The organism is Janthinobacterium sp. 344 (assembly GCF_900112025.1).
Taxonomy (GTDB): domain Bacteria; phylum Pseudomonadota; class Gammaproteobacteria; order Burkholderiales; family Burkholderiaceae_D; genus Janthinobacterium.
Genome location: NZ_FOKL01000001.1, coordinates 735,084 through 751,131 on the forward strand (window position 1 = coordinate 735,084; position 16,048 = coordinate 751,131).

A 16,048-nucleotide genomic window follows, 5' to 3' on the forward strand; every position below is an offset into this window, starting at 1 on the left:
GATGTCGGCCGTGGTGCTGCCGCTGTTCGCATTGAGCACATAGTTGCCCGCATCCACGCCGTCAAGCGCGACATTCGTCACGCTGACAGTTTTACCCGTGCCGGCGTTCTTGTCGCCGAACGCCGCATTGCCGCTCACCGTCAGCACATCGCCCTGGATGCGGTCGTCGCCGATGTTCACGCCGGCCGCAACGCTGCCGTCATAGGTCTTGTTGACGCCGTTCAAGCTGATATTCAGGGTGCGCGCACTGATGGTGGCCGTGCCGTCCGCCGTCGTCGCGGCCAGGCTGTAGTTGCCCAGCTCGTTGCCGCCCAGGGCCAGGCCGCTGGCATGCACGGCCTTGCCGCTGCCAGCGTTCTTGTCCAGGAAGGCAGCCTGGCCGCTGATGGTAAGGCTGTCGCCCGCCACCACGTTGCCCAGCACAAAGCTGGCGCCATCGTAGCCCAGGTTGCCGTCATACACCTTGCCATTGCCGCCGATGCTGACACTCAGCACGCGCGGCGTGATGGCGAAGGTGGTGGTGCCGCCGAAGGTGATGTCGTACTTGGTCGACCACAGCCCCGTCAAATTGTAAGTGCCCGCGTTGCGCGCATTGCCGTAGCCGAGGCTGCCATTGACGCCCGTGTCGCCATCGAGCAAGCCAACATAGCCGATCGAGCCGAGGAAAGCGGCCAGCTGGCCATCGTAGACCTTGCCGCTGGCATTGCCGGACACATTCACTTGCAGCGGTTTCAGGAAGGCTTTCAGCATGGGCGTCGTATAGCCTTCGTACATGCGCCAGGTGCTGCCAAAATCAAAGCCGTTGAAGCTGCCCTGCTGCTGCATCTGCGCCGTCGTGCGGCCGCTGGCGCCACCCTGGTCCCGCTGGATGCCAGCCGTCTCATAGTTAAAGAACGCGTTGGAAACCACCGCTCCCGGGTCGGCCCGGCCCACTACGCCACCCGCCGTGTTGGCGGCAAAACCGCTGCCGGCCACGGCGCCGCTGCTGTAGACATTGCTGGCGCTGCTGCCCGCCACGCTCCAGCCGATCAGGCCGCCCAGATTTTCGCTGGCGACGACGGGATCGCTGTTGTCGGCGGCGCCCACGGCGCCGGTGGCATAGGCATTGCTGATCGTGCCAGCTGCGCCGTTGCGCCCCACCAGGCCGCCGATATTCGCCGCGCCGCGCACGGTGCCCGTGGCGTACGACTGCGAAACCGCCCCTTCATTATCGCCCACCAGGCCGCCGACCATGGCGCGCGCGCTCGTCACCGCGCCACTGGCCGTCGACGCCGTGATGCTGGCGCCCGCCTGGTTCAATCCCGCCAGGCCGCCGACGCTGCCCGCGTCATCGGCATTCAGGCCCGTCACCGTGCCGCTGGCGCCGGACGCCGAGATCGTCCCGCCGTTGCTGCCGACCAGCCCGCCCACATTGCGCCGGCCGCTGACGGCGGCGCTGCTGCTGACATTGTCGATCGTTCCACTGAGCACGTTGCCCACCAGCGCCCCCACATTGGCCACGCCGGCGACGCTGCCACCGTTCAGGCTCAGGTTACGCAAAGTACCGCCCTGCAGGGTGCCAAACAAGCCCACGGGCGAATCGTAGGTGCCGCCATCGATGATCAGGCTGCTGATGGCAAAGCCCGCGCCATCGAAGACGCCGGAGTAGGCCGCGCCGCCGCCGGCGATGGGAATAAAACCCTTGCCGCCATTCCAGTTCACGGTGCCGCCGCCATCGATATTGCCGGCCAGGCGATAATTATTGTCCAGTCCAAGGCTGCCGACGCCTTGCAAGCCATAGATATCGGCGAGCAGGTAAGGCGCGGCCGCGCCATCCCCGCCGGCGACGCGCAGGAAACTGGCGCCGCTGCCAACGGTAAAGCTTCTGGCGCTAAAGCCTGGCAAGCTGGCGCTGTTTTGCACCCAGCTGCCGCCGTCCAGCACGAAGCTGCCGCCCACGGCGACAGCGCCCGTGGCCGTGATGGCGGAAGCTGCATTGAGGTGCAGGTCTCCCGCCGTCGTGAGCGTATTCGATATGAGCATGCCGCCCGTGTTCGTGCCATCGCCGATGGTCAGTGACGACGCCGAGATACCGGCCAGTTCCGCCACGCTCAAGCTCAGGGCCGTGCCCGACTTGGTGCCCAGGTCGATGCTGCGCGTACTGTTCAATGGCTTGATGAGCACACTTGCGCCACCCGCCGTGCCGCCGAAATTGATGCCGCCGGCGAGGCTGACATTGTCTGCCTGCAACGTTACAGTCTGGCCGGCGATGCCGCTGCCGATCAGCTGGCTGCCAGTGCCCGACAGGCTGATGCCGCCGGCTGCCATATTCGCGAGCAGGCTCAGATTGCCATTGCCGACATTGACCACGCCGCTGCCCGTCACGCTGGCGCCGGAAAGAGAAACGTTGCCGCCATTGCTGGTGATGGCCGCATCCAGATTGACGTTCGCTCCCAGGCCGTAGGCACCACCGGTACTGCTGGCATCGTTGGCCGACAGGATCACGGCGCCGCCCTTGGTCGTGATGGGGGCAAACACGTTGATCGTCTCGCCCGCCATGGCGGTCAGGCCGATGCCGCTGTTCACCATGTCCACGGCACTGCTGAAGTTGATATGGTGCGTCGCCTGCAGGATCACATTGCTGTTTGCATTGGAAATGATGCTGGCGCCGATGCTGGTGCTGCCGGTTGGCGAACCATGGGTAAAATCGTCGACATTGCCCAGGCTGCCACCCGAGCCCGCCACCACCTCGATATCATACGGGTCGAGCAGCCAGGTGCCGCGCTTGCCGCTGCCGGCGCGCGTGCCCGTATCGACGCGGATGCCATCGACGGCCAGGTAATGGCCCGAGGTTTCCACGAAACCGCCGTCGCCGCCAAAAGCGCCGCCGCGCGCGGAAATGCTGCCGTGCACCTGCGCCGACTCATCGCCCCAGACAATGACCTTGCCGCCCTTGCCGCTGCTGACGGCGTCGGCGTTGATGCTGGCATCGCGGTTCACCACCACCTGGCGCGCATTCTGCACGGCCCCGTTCTTGCCCAGGTAATCGCCGCCCAGCAAGACCGTGCCGCCCCCCGTGGCGCCGCTGGCGTCGATTTTCGCATCGCCGAACATGCCCACCTGCTCGCCCAGCACGGAGATCTCGCCGCCCTTGCCGGCCGCTGCCGTGGCCGAGGTCACGCTGCCGGCCGACAAGACCGTCTGGCCGCTGGCCTTGAGCACGATCCTGCCGTTGTCGCCGACGACGGCGCTGTTGGCGTTGAGCACGCCGCGCTGGCCGACCAGCGCGCCGGCCATGCCGATGCTGCCACCCTGGGCGATGATCTGGCCCAGGTTCAGCGCCTGGTCGCCTGGCGCCGAGACCAGCACGCGCAGCTGCGGATTGCCGGGATCGGCCAGCTGCACGCTGCGCCCGGCGGCCAGGATCACTTCGCCATTCGGCGCCGTGATGAGGCCCGTGTTTTCCACGTTCGGCGCGATCAGCAGCACTTGCCCGCCCTTGCTCGCATTGATGACGCCTGCATTGCTGACGCCGCCAGCAACGCCGCCCGCCGCAAATTCGCGCTTGCCGGCCAGGAAATCCGCATTCGTCAAGCCCAGGCTGGAGGCCACCAGGCCGTTCACGTCCACTCTCGCGCCCTGGCCGAAGACGATGCCGTTCGGGTTGATCAGGAATACCTTGCCATTCGATTCCAGGCTGCCCAGGATCTTGCTGGGGTCTTGCCCCGTGATGCGGTTGAGCACGGCGCTATTGCCGTTTTGCTGGATGAAGCGCGTGATTTCACCGGCATGGATGGAAAAACTTTGCCAGTTGATGATGGTGTTGGGCGTGTTCGTGATCGAGAAGATATTGCCTTGCTGATTGAACGTCGCCTGGCCATGGACCACCTGCGGCAAGGCGGGATTGGCGTGTGCCGCGCCGAAGCAGGAGGCCAGCAGCAGCGCCAGCGCCGTGCGGCGCAGGGGCGGCCCGTACGGCGGCGGCATCTGGGCGGAAACGACAGCGTGGTGGACGGTAATGTGCATGGTGTTCATCCTGATACTAGTAGGCCAAGGCGAGGCGGAAATGCAGGCGGTTGGCGCCGCGCTTGCCCGTGTCGCCCGCGTCGGCGACGTGGGCGTAATCGAGTTGCAGATTCGCGTAGCGGCTCAGCAGCAAGCGCAGGCCCAGGCCCCCGCTGGCGATGCCCTGCGACGGGCTTTCACCGGGCAAGGCGTGGTTGCGGCGCAGCCAGGCCGTGTCATAAAAGGCCAGCGCGCGACACTGGTAGCCGGCAGCCTGTTCACACCAGTTCGGCGTGTACAGTTCCAGGTTCAGGCTGGCGCCGGAATCGTTCGATGCCTCGCGCTCGGCAAAGCCGCGCACGGAGGCCGCGCCGCCGGCGCCGAACTGCTCGCCCGGCACCAGCGCGTCGGGCGTGAGCTGGGCGTTGAACAGCGCGCGCCATTGCCAGTCATTGGCCAGCACGCGGCCCGACGTGGCGCTCAGGCGCAAGGTGTTGTAGGCGGCCTTGGCCTGCGCGCGCACCCTGTCGAAATCGGCTTGCGCGCCATGTTTGCCACCCGGAATATTGTGCGCGAACGTGACGGCCACGCTGGTCTCGCCCATCGGCAAGGTCCAGGCGCCGATGTAGCTGACGCTGACCGGATGCACGGTGACGTCGGCGCCCAGTTCCATGCCGAACAATTGCACGCTGTTGCGGTAAGCCTTGTAGTCGATGCCGTACACGAGCTTGGGTTCGAAATCGTCGCGGCGGGCGAAGTTCTGGTTGTAGCGGATGCCGGCCATGCTGCCCTGGCCGCTGACGGCCAGGTCAAAGATGCCGGCCGAGACACTGCCCGAATCGACGTTCGAATAACTGGCGAAAAAGTCCATCGAGTCGCCCAGCGCGTACAGCGGCAGATGGTAGCCGGCGCCATACACGCCGACCTTGTCCGGCTTTTCCAGGCTGCTCGTGTATTGCAGGCTGGCGACATGGTCGCGGCCCCACAGGTTGGCATGCTGCAGCACCACGCCCACGTGCGTCTTGCCCGTCTCCGCCGTGCCCGTGTTGTCCACGTTGAGCATGGCTTTCCATGCCGTTTCGTCGGCTACCGTCACCATGGCGTCGATGGCATCCGCCTGCTCGTCGGCCTGCAGGCGCACTTCGATCTTGCGCGCCGGATTCTCATTGGCCAGTTTCAGGCTTTGCGACAAGGCATTCAGGTTCGGCGTCTCGCCTTCGCGCAGGGCTGGCAAGGCGCGCCGCACGTTGGCCTCGTCGACGTGCGCATTGCCGCTGATGGCCACCTTGCCCAGCGGCGTTTGCAGCACGCTCAGGCGCACCACGCCCCGTTCCAGCTCCTGCTCCGGCAACTGCACCTGTACCGTGCTGTAGCCGCGTGCGCGGTAGGCATTTTCCAGCGTCTCGACGGCGCGGGCGATGTGGGAAAAATCGCGCTGGCGGCCCGTGAACGGGGCCAGCAAGGCTTGCACCTGGGCCGCGTCGAGCAAGGTATTGCCCTGCACCTCGAAGCGGCTGATATCAAAGCGCGGCGCGCCGTCCTCGGCCGCCACAGGCTCGGCTGGATCCATGGAAACGGCGGCGCCGGCGGCGCCGACGGCGAACAGCAGCGCGGAACCCGCAAGCAGGTGCACCAAACGATATGTCATGTGAAGGATTTCTTGTGTAACCGGACCAGCGGGCGGCGCAGCAGGCGCCAGCGGCAGCGTGTCCAGCAATGGATTGAAGACAAATTTTAGACGGCTTTTAGTTTCCAGTCAGAAATTTCTGACGTTTTTGCCCCATTTTCGTCGCGCCGCAGCATACATCGTGCATACGAGGATGAAACATAGCTTAATCATTAATATTTTCCGTGTTTTCCGCTATCTATTTGCTATCCAGGACCGTCACGCCATCCCAGCCGGACGCAGGCGGTGTACGCAGGTAATCTTCCACGCGCGCCCCATACAGCCGGTACAGGCCATCGTCGGGGAAATCGGCCCGCAATTGGGCGATCAGTGCGCCAGCGGCCGGCCACTCGCAGGCGCGCAGCCGTGCCAGCGCCGCGTGCCAGCGTTCCAGCTGCGCCAGCTCGGCGGGAGTCGCGTCGGCCTGCAGGCAGCGCGGCTCGAAGATGGCCACCGCCTCCTGCTTGCCCAGCACCCTGACCAGGTCCAGTTCGCGGTACAGGAATTCGGGCGCCGCCGCGCGCGTGGCGGGCCCCACGACGATGCCCACGCCATAGCGCTTGCTGGCCCCTTCCAGGCGCGCGGCCAGGTTCACGCTGTCGCCCATCACGGTGTAGGCGCGGCGGATGCGCGAGCCCATGTCGCCCACGTGCATGGGTCCCGTATTGATGCCGATGCCGATGCGCAGCGGCGGCCAGCCGCGGGCGGCGAACTGGCCGTTCAGGCGCGCCGCGCTTTGCTGCATCAGCAGCGCGCTGGCCACGGCGCGGCTGGCGTGATCGGGAAACGCCACGGGCGCGCCCCAGAAGGCCATCACGGCGTCGCCGATGTATTTGTCGAGCGTGCCGCCATGGCTGTCGCGGATATCGTGCGACATGGCAGTCAGATATTCGTTGATATATTCGCGCAGCGCGGCCGGCGCCAGCTGCTCGGAAATGGCCGTGAAACCGCGCACGTCGGCGAACAGCACCGTCAGTTCGCGGTTCTCGCCATCCATGGTGTAGCGCTGCGGATTGTCCGCCATCTCGGCCACCAGTTCGGGCGCCACGTATTCGCCGAAACGCGCCACCAGCGCACGGCCCTTGCGCACCTCGAAAAAATAGCCCCAGGCCAGGTTGACGATGAACAGCGCGACGATCAGCAGCAGCACCACGGCGCCACCCAGCACCAGGTCGCGCACGGCGTACAGGTACAGGTTGATGGCGATGGTGAGCGTCAGCGCGCCCAGCGTCACGAGCATCACGCCGGCCGGCGGCAGCACGGCCAGGGCGCCGGCCAGCAGCACGCCGAACAGCAGGATCTGCACCAGTTCGAGCGCCAAGGCATAGTCGGGGCGCGCCTTGAAGCGGCCGTCGAGGATGGACTTGATCAAATTGGCGTGCACTTCCACGCCAGGATATTCCGCATTCACGGGCGTGGCGCGGATATCGTTCAGGCCGGGCGCCGTGGTCCCCACCAGCACGATGGCGCCCTGCAGCAGCGCGTGCGGCACGGTGCCTGCCAGTACGTCGGATGCCGACACATAGCGGAACGCGCCGCCATCGGGACCGCCCGTGCCGCGGTACTGCACCGTCGTGGTCAGCGCCTCACCCACGGGGATGGCCGTGGCGCCGCGCGGCGTGAACAGCACGATGTGTTCCAGGCCTGCGTTATCCAGCTGGCGCGCCGACAAGGTGTCGGCCGTGGCCGTGAAGCGGGGGGCGATGGCGCGCGCCTGCAGGTAGACGGCGGCCGTGGCCAGCGACAGCGAGGGATAGTAGCCGTCGCCGATGCGCTGCAACAGGGTCGAGGAGCGCACCACGCCATCGGCATCGGTGAGCGCCGTGAAGATGCCGGCGCCGCGCGCGGCCGCCTGCAGCGGCGCGATATTGGCTTCGTAGCCACGCGCCACGTAGGCCGTCACCGTGCGGCCATTCAGGTCCGCCACGGTGAAGGCGGGCTGCGGCAGCACGCCCTTGGCTTGCCGCTCCGAGACGCTGTAGCCCAGCACCACGGGCTGGCCGCGCATGGCGTCGGCGAACAGGCCATCGTAATCCATGGCCGGACGCAGTTTTTCCAGCTGCGCCGGCAAGCCCGCCACGCCGGCCAGTTCGCCCTGCGCCAGTCCTTGCAGCACGGCGTAGCCGGAACTGGTGTCCGCTTCGGGAAACGCAATGTCAAAGCCCAAGGTGGCGACGCCGTAATGGCCGGTGAGCTGGCGCACCAGGCGCGCCTGGATATCGCGGCTCCACGGGAAGCGGCCCACCCGGGCCAGGCTTTTTTCATCGATGTCGACGATGACGATGCGGCTGTCGAGCTGCGGCGCATAGAAGCGCATGCGCCAGTCGCCCAGCATGGCGTCGAGCCGCGCCATCGTGTCGCTGCCGGACAGGCACAGCATGGCGGCCGCCATGGTCAGCAGCACGCCCAGCAAAAAGCGCGCGCCATGCTTGCGCAAGGCCTGCGCCAGCGCCGCGCGCCAGGCCCTCGTCACGGGGTGTAGCCCGGAATGGACGCCTCGTCGACGGCATCGATCTGGCTCGGATGCATGTGCTTTTCCGCGAAGGTCAGATACACCTTGCTGCGGATGAATACGTCGAACAGCTCCGGGTCGATATGCCCGTTCAGGCTGAAATTGCCGAGGATGCGCAAGGACTCCGACAGCGGCTTGCCCTTCTTGTAGGGACGGTCGCGCGCCGTCAGCGCCTCGAAGATGTCGGCAATCGCCATCAGCCGCGCCGGCACCGACATCTGCTCTTTCGTCAGCCCGCGCGGGTAGCCCTTGCCATCCATGCGCTCGTGGTGGCCGCCCGCATATTCGGGCACCTTCTGCAGGTGCTTGGGCCACGGCAGCGCTTCGAGCATGCGGATCGAGACGCTGATATGGTTGTTGACGATGGCCCGCTCGGCCGCCGTCAGGGTGCCCGCGCGGATGGTCAGGTTTTCCGTCTCGTCGGCGTCGAGGAAGTCGCGCAGCTGGCCGTCGGCCGCGCGCCAGCGGCGCCTGGCGATCTGCCGCACTCTTTCCTGGTCGGCCTGCGCCATGCTCTCGCCGCCGATGTTCACCCTGCGGATGAAGTCGCGCTCCTCGCGCAGCGCCGCCTGCTCGCGTTCCAGCGCGCGGGCGATGGCATCCTGGCATTCCGGCTGCGCCGCCTGCTGGCGCAAGGCGGCGATTTCGGCGTCGCGCAGCAGCACTTCGTAGCGCGTGTCGATCAGGGCGATGCGGTCGAAGATGGTTTCCAGCTTGGTGGCCTTGTCGACCACGTGCACGGGCGTGGTGATCTTGCCGCAATCGTGCAGCAGGCCGGCCAGCCACAGCTGCTTGCGTTCATTGTCGCTGAGGCGGAAGTCGGCCAGCGGCCCCGTTTGCGTGGCGTGCGCGGCGTCGGCCAGCAGCATCGTCAGCTCGGGCACGAACTGGCAGTGGCGGCCCGTGTACGGCGACTTTTCATCGATGCCGATATTGATCAGGGTGACGAGCGATTCGAGCAGCTCTTCCAGCTGCGCGATCAGCAACTGGTTCGTCAGCGCCACCCCGGCCTGCGCCGCCAGGGCCTCGATGAAGCGCTGGTCCGTCGAGGAAAAGGCGCGCACGGGACCGCTGGCGCCATCGCGGGCATTCACCAGCTGCAGCACGCCGATCAGGTCGCCCTCGTGGTCGCCCATGGGTACCGTCAGGATCGATTGCGTGTGATAGCCGTGGTGGCGGTCGAAGGCGCGCATGCCGGAAAAATTGAAGGCTTCGTCGCGGTACACGTCGGCGATATTCACGCAGCGGCGCATATGGGCCGCATACGCGGCCACCGACGCCAGGTTGGGCTGGCCCGCGCCGTCGAACAGGGGCACGCCGGGCAGGCCCACGTCGGTGCCTGGCGCGATGCCCAGACTGTCGTTGACGCTGATGTGGAAATCGAGCCGCCGGCCATCGGGCGCGGGCCGGTACAGGGTCGCGCCATCGGCGCCGCTCATGCTTTTCGCCAGCAGCACGATGCGCTGCAGCAGGGGACCGATATCGCGCCCCTCGCCGCCGATGCCATGGCCGAGCGCGACACTGAGCTCGGTCAATTGCTCCAGGCGCTGGGCGATCTTCTCGGGGTGCAGCTGAGGCATGTTATGGGCGATCCGGTAAGAAAGATGGGGACGTCGGCAAGCGCCAGTGTAACGGCCACCCTGCGCACTGTACATTACTTAGTTACAACAAAATGAAATAACTTGCCGTGTTGCAACACGCATAAATGTTGCCGCCAATCTCATTAATTAGAATAGAATCAACAATAATTACACTGTAACAAGGTACTGGATGAAATTCACGTTCAGGGGGGTACGCGGTTCGATCCCCTCCCCCGGTCCGCGCACGGCCCGCTATGGCGGCAACACCACCTGCATCGAGGTGCGCACCGATGACGACAGCCTGATCATCCTCGATGCGGGCAGCGGCATCTTTTCGCTGGCGCAGCAGCTGCCGGCGGGGCAGCCGGTGGATGCGCACGTCTTCATCACGCACAGCCACTGGGACCATATCCACGGCCTGCCCATGTTTTCACCGCTGTTCGTGGCCGGCAATCGCATGCGCCTGCACGGCGCCTACGACGCGGTGGCCGGGCGCGGCATCGAGCACGTGATGGCGGTGCAGCTGCAAAACAGTTATTTTCCCGTCAGTGAAGCGGCCATGGCGGCCAGCATCGAGTACCGCACCCTGGCGCCGGGCGACAGCGTCGACGTGGGCGGCGCGCGCGTGCGCGGCGCGGAAATGAACCATCCCGTCATCAACCTGGGCTACCGCATCGACTGCGGCGGCGCCGCGCTGTTTTTCAGCGGCGACCATGAACCGTTCTACAACCTGCATCCGCCCGGCCATGCCGAGCACGCGGCCTGCGCGGCGCGCAATGCGCAGCGCCAGGCCGGCATCGACGCGCTGGTGGCCGGCGTCGATGCGCTGATCATGGATTGTTCGTACACGCGCGAGGAATATCCGGGCAAGCAGGGCTGGGGCCACGGCACCTTCGACGCCGCCTTCGAACTGGCCCTGCGCTGCGGCGCGCGGCGCCTGTACTGTACCCACCACGAACCGACGCGCAGCGACGAGCAGCTCGAAGCCGTGTTCGCCGACGTGATGGGCCGCCACGCGGGACGCCTGAATGGCTTGCAGGTCTTCCTCGCCTACGAGGGCTTGACGGTGGAACTGGCTTGACCCGCTGAAGCTGGCGCTATGTTGCGCAGCGAACGGTGGGGCTGGCCGGCACGCGGCATCATGGACACCTACCATTCAAGGAGAGCGCCATGAGCAAACCCCACGACACGCCACGCGAACAGCAGCAACAGGAAGATCTGCAAGCCCAGCAGGAAGCAAGCAAGATCCGCCAGCAAGCCGAGCATGATAAAGGCGCGATCCGCCAGAATGATGGCCTGAAACAGCATCAGGGCGGCGACAAGGGCCCGCGCGGCCAGTAAGCATGGCGGCAAGCATAAAAAAAGGGAGCCGCAAGGCTCCCTTTTTACTGGCGTTGGCTATCCATTACATGATGTGGTGGCCAATCCACCAGGCCACTGCTGCCACGAAAGCCGAAGCGGGAATCGTGAAGATCCAGGCCCAGACGATATTGCCTGCCACGCCCCAGCGCACGGCCGACATCTTCTGCGACGAGCCGACGCCGACGATGGCGCCCGTGATCGTATGCGTGGTCGACACGGGAATACCCAGCGCCGTCGAGACGAACAGGGTGATCGCGCCGCCCGTTTCGGCGCAGAAGCCGCCGACCGGTTTGAGCTTGGTGATCTTCTGGCCCATGGTCTTGACGATGCGCCAGCCGCCGAACAGGGTGCCGAAGCTGATGGCCGTGTAGCACGAGATGATGACCCACATCGGCGGCATCTGGTCCGCCGCGTTCGAATAACCGGCGGCGATCAGCAGCATCCAGATGATGCCGATGGTTTTTTGCGCATCGTTGCCGCCGTGGCCCAGGCTGTAGGCGGCCGCCGAGACCAGCTGCAGGCGGCGGAACCATTTATCGACCTTGCGCGGCGTCGAACGGACAAAAATCCACGACACCAGCAGCATCATGATCGAGCCGAAGACGAAGCCCAGCACCGGTGCGATGACGATGAAGGCGACGGTTTTCCACAGGCCGGCCGCGACCAGCGCGCCCGTGCCCGACTTGGCGACAGCTGCGCCCACCAGGCCGCCGATCAGCGCGTGCGAGGACGACGATGGAATGCCGTAGTACCAGGTAAACAGGTTCCAGAAGATGGCGCCCATCAGGGCGCCGAAGATCACGTACTGGTCGATCACCGCCGGGTCAATGGTTCCTTTTCCCACCGTGGCGGCCACGGTCAGCTGGTGGAACACGAAGATGGCGACGAAGTTGAACGTGGCGGCCATGGCAACGGCGGTCTGCGGTTTCAATACGCCCGTCGAGACCACCGTGGCGATCGCGTTGGCGGCATCGTGGAAGCCGTTCATGAAGTCAAACAGCAGCGCCAGGACGATCAACAGGCCTAGCACGTAGATGCTGATTTGTATGGTCATTATAGTTTCTTTTCTGATTCTGGTTCAGGACAGGCCCAACGCTTACGCGTTTTCGACGATGATGCCTTCGATAATATTGGACACATCTTCGCAACGGTCGGTCACGGTTTCCAGAATTTCGTAGATCGCTTTCAGCTTGATCAGGTTGCGCACGTCCGGTTCGTCGCGGAACAGCTTGGACATGGCGGCGCGCATCACGTGGTCGGCGTCCGATTCCAGGCGGTCGATCTCTTCGCAGATGGCGACGATCTTGCGCGAGTTGTCCATGTTGTGCAGCATGGCGACGGCGTCGCGCACTTTCTCGGTGCAGGCCAGCACCAGTTCGGCCAGGCGCTTGGCTTCCGGCGTAACGGCTTTCAAGTCGTACAGCGAGACGGTTTGCGCCGCATCTTCCAGCAAGTCCAGGATGTCGTCCTGGCGCGTGATCAGCTGGTGGATGTCATCGCGGTCGATCGGCGTGATGAAGGTCTTGTGCAGCATTTCCACGGTGGCGTAAGTGACTTTGTCGGCCTGTTTCTCGATGCTTTCAATTGCATGCACGCGGTTTTCCAGGTCGTCGAAATTGGTCATCAGGCCGAGCATCTCTTTTGCGCCCTTGACGCACAGTTCCGCGTGCTGGTTAAACAATTCAAAAAACTTGCCCTCAGTGGGCATCAAGCGTCCAAACATGTCATTCTCCGTTAAGCATTGAGTCGTGTTATTTACTACAGAAAGCCGCCCCTTTTGATGAAGGGGCGGCCGATGGAATTGCCAGTGCTGCTGTGTTAGTCGCCTTGGTAAAGCGCCAGGCCACCACTGTAATTGCCAAATTTGGTGTACTGCCCCATGAAGGTGAGGCGGATGCTGCCGATTGGACCGTTACGTTGTTTACCGATGATGATTTCGGCCGTCCCCTTGTCCGGCGAGTCGGGGTTATACACCTCGTCGCGGTAAATGAACAGGATCACGTCGGCATCCTGCTCGATAGCGCCCGATTCGCGCAAGTCGGACATGACGGGACGTTTATTCGGGCGTTGCTCCAGCGAGCGGTTCAGCTGGGACAGCGCGATCACGGGGCAACCGAGTTCCTTCGCCAGACCTTTCAAGCCCCGCGAAATCTCGGAAATTTCCGTGGCGCGGTTGTCGCCCGGGGTATTGGCCGACATCAGCTGCAAGTAATCGACGATGATCAGGCCAAGCTTGCCGCATTGGCGCGACAAACGGCGCGAGCGGGCACGCAACTCGATCGAGTTGAGCGCCGGCGTTTCATCGATGTACAACTGCGCGTCGTTCATCTTCTGGATCGCATTCGTCAGGCGCGGCCAGTCCTCGTCGTTCAGGCGGCCCGTGCGCAAACGGTGCTGGTCCAGCTGGCCGACGGAGCCCAGCATACGCATGGCCAGCTGGGCGCCGCCCATCTCCATCGAGAACACGGCCACGGGCAAGCCGCTGTCGATGGCCACGTTTTCGCCGATGTTGACGGAAAACGCCGTCTTGCCCATCGACGGACGTCCCGCCACGATCACCAGGTCGCCCGGCTGCAGACCCGAGGTCATGCGGTCGAGGTCGATGAAACCGGTGGGCACGCCCGTGATTTCACTCTGGTTGTCGCGGCTGTACAGTTCGTCGATGCGCTCGACTACCTGTGTCAGCAGGGGCTGGATGGCGGTCCAGCCCTGGGCGCCGCGCGCGCCTTCTTCGGCGATGGCGAAGATCTTCGATTCGGCCTCGTCAAGCATCTGCTTGACTTCCTTGCCTTGCGGGCTGAAGGCCGTGCCGGAGATATCGTCGGCGACGGTGATGAGTTTACGCAGCACGCCGCGGTCGCGCACGATCTCGGCATAGCGCCGGATGTTCGCGGCCGATGGCGTGTTTTGCGCCATGGCGTTCAGGTAAGCGAGTCCGCCCACATCCTCGGCCTTGCCGAGCTGGGTCAGGGTTTCAAAAACAGTAATGACATCGGCTGGCTTGGAAGCGTTAACCATCTTGACGATTTGCTCGAAGATGATGCGATGGTCATAGCGATAGAAATCCTCCGCATGCATGAAGTCGGCGATGCGGTCATACGCGGCATTGTCGCGCAGCAGACCACCGATGACGGATTGTTCTGCTTCGATCGAATGCGGCGGAATACGGAGGGAATCCAGTTGCGGATCAGAGGGGGCGTTCATGGCGCGAATTATACCTGCTTCGGCGTCAGGGCAAAAAAAAAGGGCGAAAAATCGACGAAAAAAAGGCCACAAAAAAGCCGGGCGAACCCGGCTTTTCATAGTGCGGCAGCGCTTGCGGGCCAGGCCCGCAGACGATTACGCGTTCGCGTCTGGTACGACAGCGATCACCACTTCCACGACCACGTCGGTGTGCAGAGCAACCGAAACGTTGTGCTCGCCAACGATCTTCAGCGGGCCGGTAGGCATGCGGATTTGTGCTTTTTCAACAGCAAAACCTTGCTTGGTCAGCGCTTCAGCGATGTCGAAGTTGGTGACGGAACCGAACAGACGGCCATCGACGCCAGCTTTTTGAGCAACTTGAACGGTCAGGCCGCTCAGTTTTTCGCCCTGGGCTTGCGATGCGGCCAGTTTGGCGGCTGCAGCTTTTTCCAGTTCGGCGCGCTTGACTTCGAATTCAGCCACAGCGGTTGCCGTGGCACGACGTGCCAGGCGTTGCGGGATCAGGAAGTTACGTGCGTAACCGTCTTTGACTTTGACGACTTCGCCGAGGTTACCGACGTTAACAACTTTTTCTAACAGAATGATTTGCATAGTTCTTCTCCAGGAATATCTGACCGATTAAGCGTGGTGCAGATCGGTGTATGGCAGCAGCGCGAGGAAGCGAGCGCGCTTGATTGCGGTGTCAACTTGGCGCTGGTAGTGCGCTTTGGTACCGGTCAGGCGTGCTGGCATGATCTTGCCGTTTTCTTGGACGAAGTCTTTCAGCGTGTCGACGTCTTTGTAGTCGACTTGCTCAACGTGAGCTGCGGTGAAGCGGCAGAACTTCTTGCGTTTGAACAACGGGTTTTGCTGTTTGCGTTTTTCTTTAAGCTTGAGCTTATTTTTGTCGAACTTTTTACCGAATGCCATGTCAGGCTCCTGTATCTAAAATGCGCTAGTCAGAATTGACTGCACTAAAATCAATGATGTGAAACACCAAACTCTTGCTGTTGCGGCTTTTTCTGGCCAGGAAACCCGTGAACTGATATACCCCGCCCAAGCTTGCCTGGCTGAACCGGCCTGAAATTTCGCCAGCGGCTAGCGCGGCGACATCAAACTCGGTCAAACGGGCAATCCCTGCTTCCATCTGCTGCGAACTGTGTTGCAATACTGCATTCACAATCGGCAGCCCTGCCGGGGTATAGCGCAATATTTCGCGCTCGGCAATGATGGCGGTAACTTGTAGCTGGTTCAGCGCACGATCCTGGTCAAAAATTAAGCGGCTGCTGCGGCTGGAGCGGCTGCTGGTGCTTCGGTGCGGTGGCTTTTGGCCGCGTCTTCGCGTTGTACCGATTTCATCATCGGCGAAGGAGCTGTTTCAGCTTTCTTCATTTTAACGGTCAGGTGACGCAACACGGCATCATTGAATTTGAATGCAGTTTCCAACTCGACCAGGGTCTCGTTGTCGCATTCGATGTTCAGGCAGATGTAGTGTGCTTTAGGCAGCTTTTGGATCGAGTAAGCCATTTGACGGCGGCCCCAATCTTCCACGCGGTGAACCGAACCGCCGCGGGTGGTTACGCTGGCTTTGTAGCGTTCGATCATCGCGGGCACTTGCTCGCTTTGGTCCGGATGGACGATAAAGACTATTTCATAATGACGCATGCAAACTCCTTCAGGTCGGATTGATAATCGCCCACCCCGGCGTCAAGACGGGTGTGGGAAGGTCAGCCGAAGATTATAACCGCCTTTTGCAAACGT

At 63.5% G+C, this 16,048-nt stretch carries 13 protein-coding genes; 2 read left to right on the forward strand and 11 right to left on the reverse strand.

What is annotated here, in order from left to right:
• The 4 genes from BM193_RS28670 to BM193_RS03355 form a co-directional block, all read right to left on the reverse strand.
• On the reverse strand, positions 1–4,005 hold a 4,005-nt coding region (locus BM193_RS28670), incomplete at its 3' end, for a two-partner secretion domain-containing protein (protein ID WP_175533134.1).
• A 16-nt stretch (positions 4,006–4,021) separates the two neighbouring features.
• On the reverse strand, positions 4,022–5,632 hold the full coding sequence (locus BM193_RS03345) for a ShlB/FhaC/HecB family hemolysin secretion/activation protein (RefSeq protein ID WP_092795369.1): 1,611 nt from the start codon (positions 5,630–5,632) through the stop codon (positions 4,022–4,024).
• A 217-nt stretch (positions 5,633–5,849) separates the two neighbouring features.
• Positions 5,850–8,042: a CHASE2 domain-containing protein gene (locus BM193_RS03350; RefSeq protein ID WP_092796999.1), complete on the reverse strand. Its 2,193-nt coding sequence runs from the start codon at positions 8,040–8,042 to the stop codon at positions 5,850–5,852.
• A 77-nt stretch (positions 8,043–8,119) separates the two neighbouring features.
• Positions 8,120–9,742 carry an HD domain-containing phosphohydrolase gene (locus tag BM193_RS03355; protein WP_092795371.1) on the reverse strand — a complete coding sequence of 541 codons (1,623 nt, stop codon included), beginning with the start codon at positions 9,740–9,742 and terminating at the stop codon, positions 8,120–8,122.
• A gap of 190 nt (positions 9,743–9,932) precedes the next feature.
• Here BM193_RS03355 and BM193_RS03360 point away from each other — a divergent pair, with 190 nt between their 5' ends.
• Both BM193_RS03360 and BM193_RS28675 read left to right on the forward strand, forming a co-directional pair.
• Positions 9,933–10,823 (forward strand): MBL fold metallo-hydrolase, encoded by an 891-nt coding sequence (locus BM193_RS03360; RefSeq protein ID WP_092795373.1) that lies wholly within the window; start codon positions 9,933–9,935, stop codon positions 10,821–10,823.
• Between the two features lie 89 nt (positions 10,824–10,912).
• Complete coding sequence (locus BM193_RS28675; protein WP_175533135.1) at positions 10,913–11,083, forward strand: hypothetical protein; 171 nt, start codon at positions 10,913–10,915, stop codon at positions 11,081–11,083.
• A gap of 64 nt (positions 11,084–11,147) precedes the next feature.
• On the opposite strand, the gene BM193_RS03365 is transcribed toward BM193_RS28675, so the two are convergent.
• The 7 genes from BM193_RS03365 to rpsF form a co-directional block, all read right to left on the reverse strand.
• On the reverse strand, positions 11,148–12,161 hold the full coding sequence (locus BM193_RS03365; RefSeq protein WP_092795375.1) for an inorganic phosphate transporter: 1,014 nt from the start codon (positions 12,159–12,161) through the stop codon (positions 11,148–11,150).
• A gap of 39 nt (positions 12,162–12,200) precedes the next feature.
• A complete protein-coding gene (locus BM193_RS03370) occupies positions 12,201–12,827 on the reverse strand; it encodes a DUF47 domain-containing protein (RefSeq protein WP_010400015.1) in 627 nt (208 codons plus the stop codon).
• A 95-nt stretch (positions 12,828–12,922) separates the two neighbouring features.
• Positions 12,923–14,308 (reverse strand): replicative DNA helicase, encoded by a 1,386-nt coding sequence (locus BM193_RS03375; RefSeq protein WP_071322553.1) that lies wholly within the window; start codon positions 14,306–14,308, stop codon positions 12,923–12,925.
• A gap of 135 nt (positions 14,309–14,443) precedes the next feature.
• Positions 14,444–14,899: a 50S ribosomal protein L9 gene (gene rplI, locus BM193_RS03380; RefSeq protein WP_034783456.1), complete on the reverse strand. Its 456-nt coding sequence runs from the start codon at positions 14,897–14,899 to the stop codon at positions 14,444–14,446.
• Between the two features lie 27 nt (positions 14,900–14,926).
• Complete coding sequence (rpsR, locus tag BM193_RS03385; RefSeq protein WP_010400024.1) at positions 14,927–15,217, reverse strand: 30S ribosomal protein S18; 291 nt, start codon at positions 15,215–15,217, stop codon at positions 14,927–14,929.
• A 25-nt stretch (positions 15,218–15,242) separates the two neighbouring features.
• Positions 15,243–15,542, reverse strand: coding sequence for a primosomal replication protein N (gene priB / locus BM193_RS03390; RefSeq protein ID WP_034783455.1), 300 nt, complete (start codon positions 15,540–15,542; stop codon positions 15,243–15,245).
• A gap of 20 nt (positions 15,543–15,562) precedes the next feature.
• On the reverse strand, positions 15,563–15,952 hold the full coding sequence (gene rpsF / locus BM193_RS03395; RefSeq protein ID WP_034750499.1) for a 30S ribosomal protein S6: 390 nt from the start codon (positions 15,950–15,952) through the stop codon (positions 15,563–15,565).
• Positions 15,953–16,048: the final 96 nt, after the last annotated feature.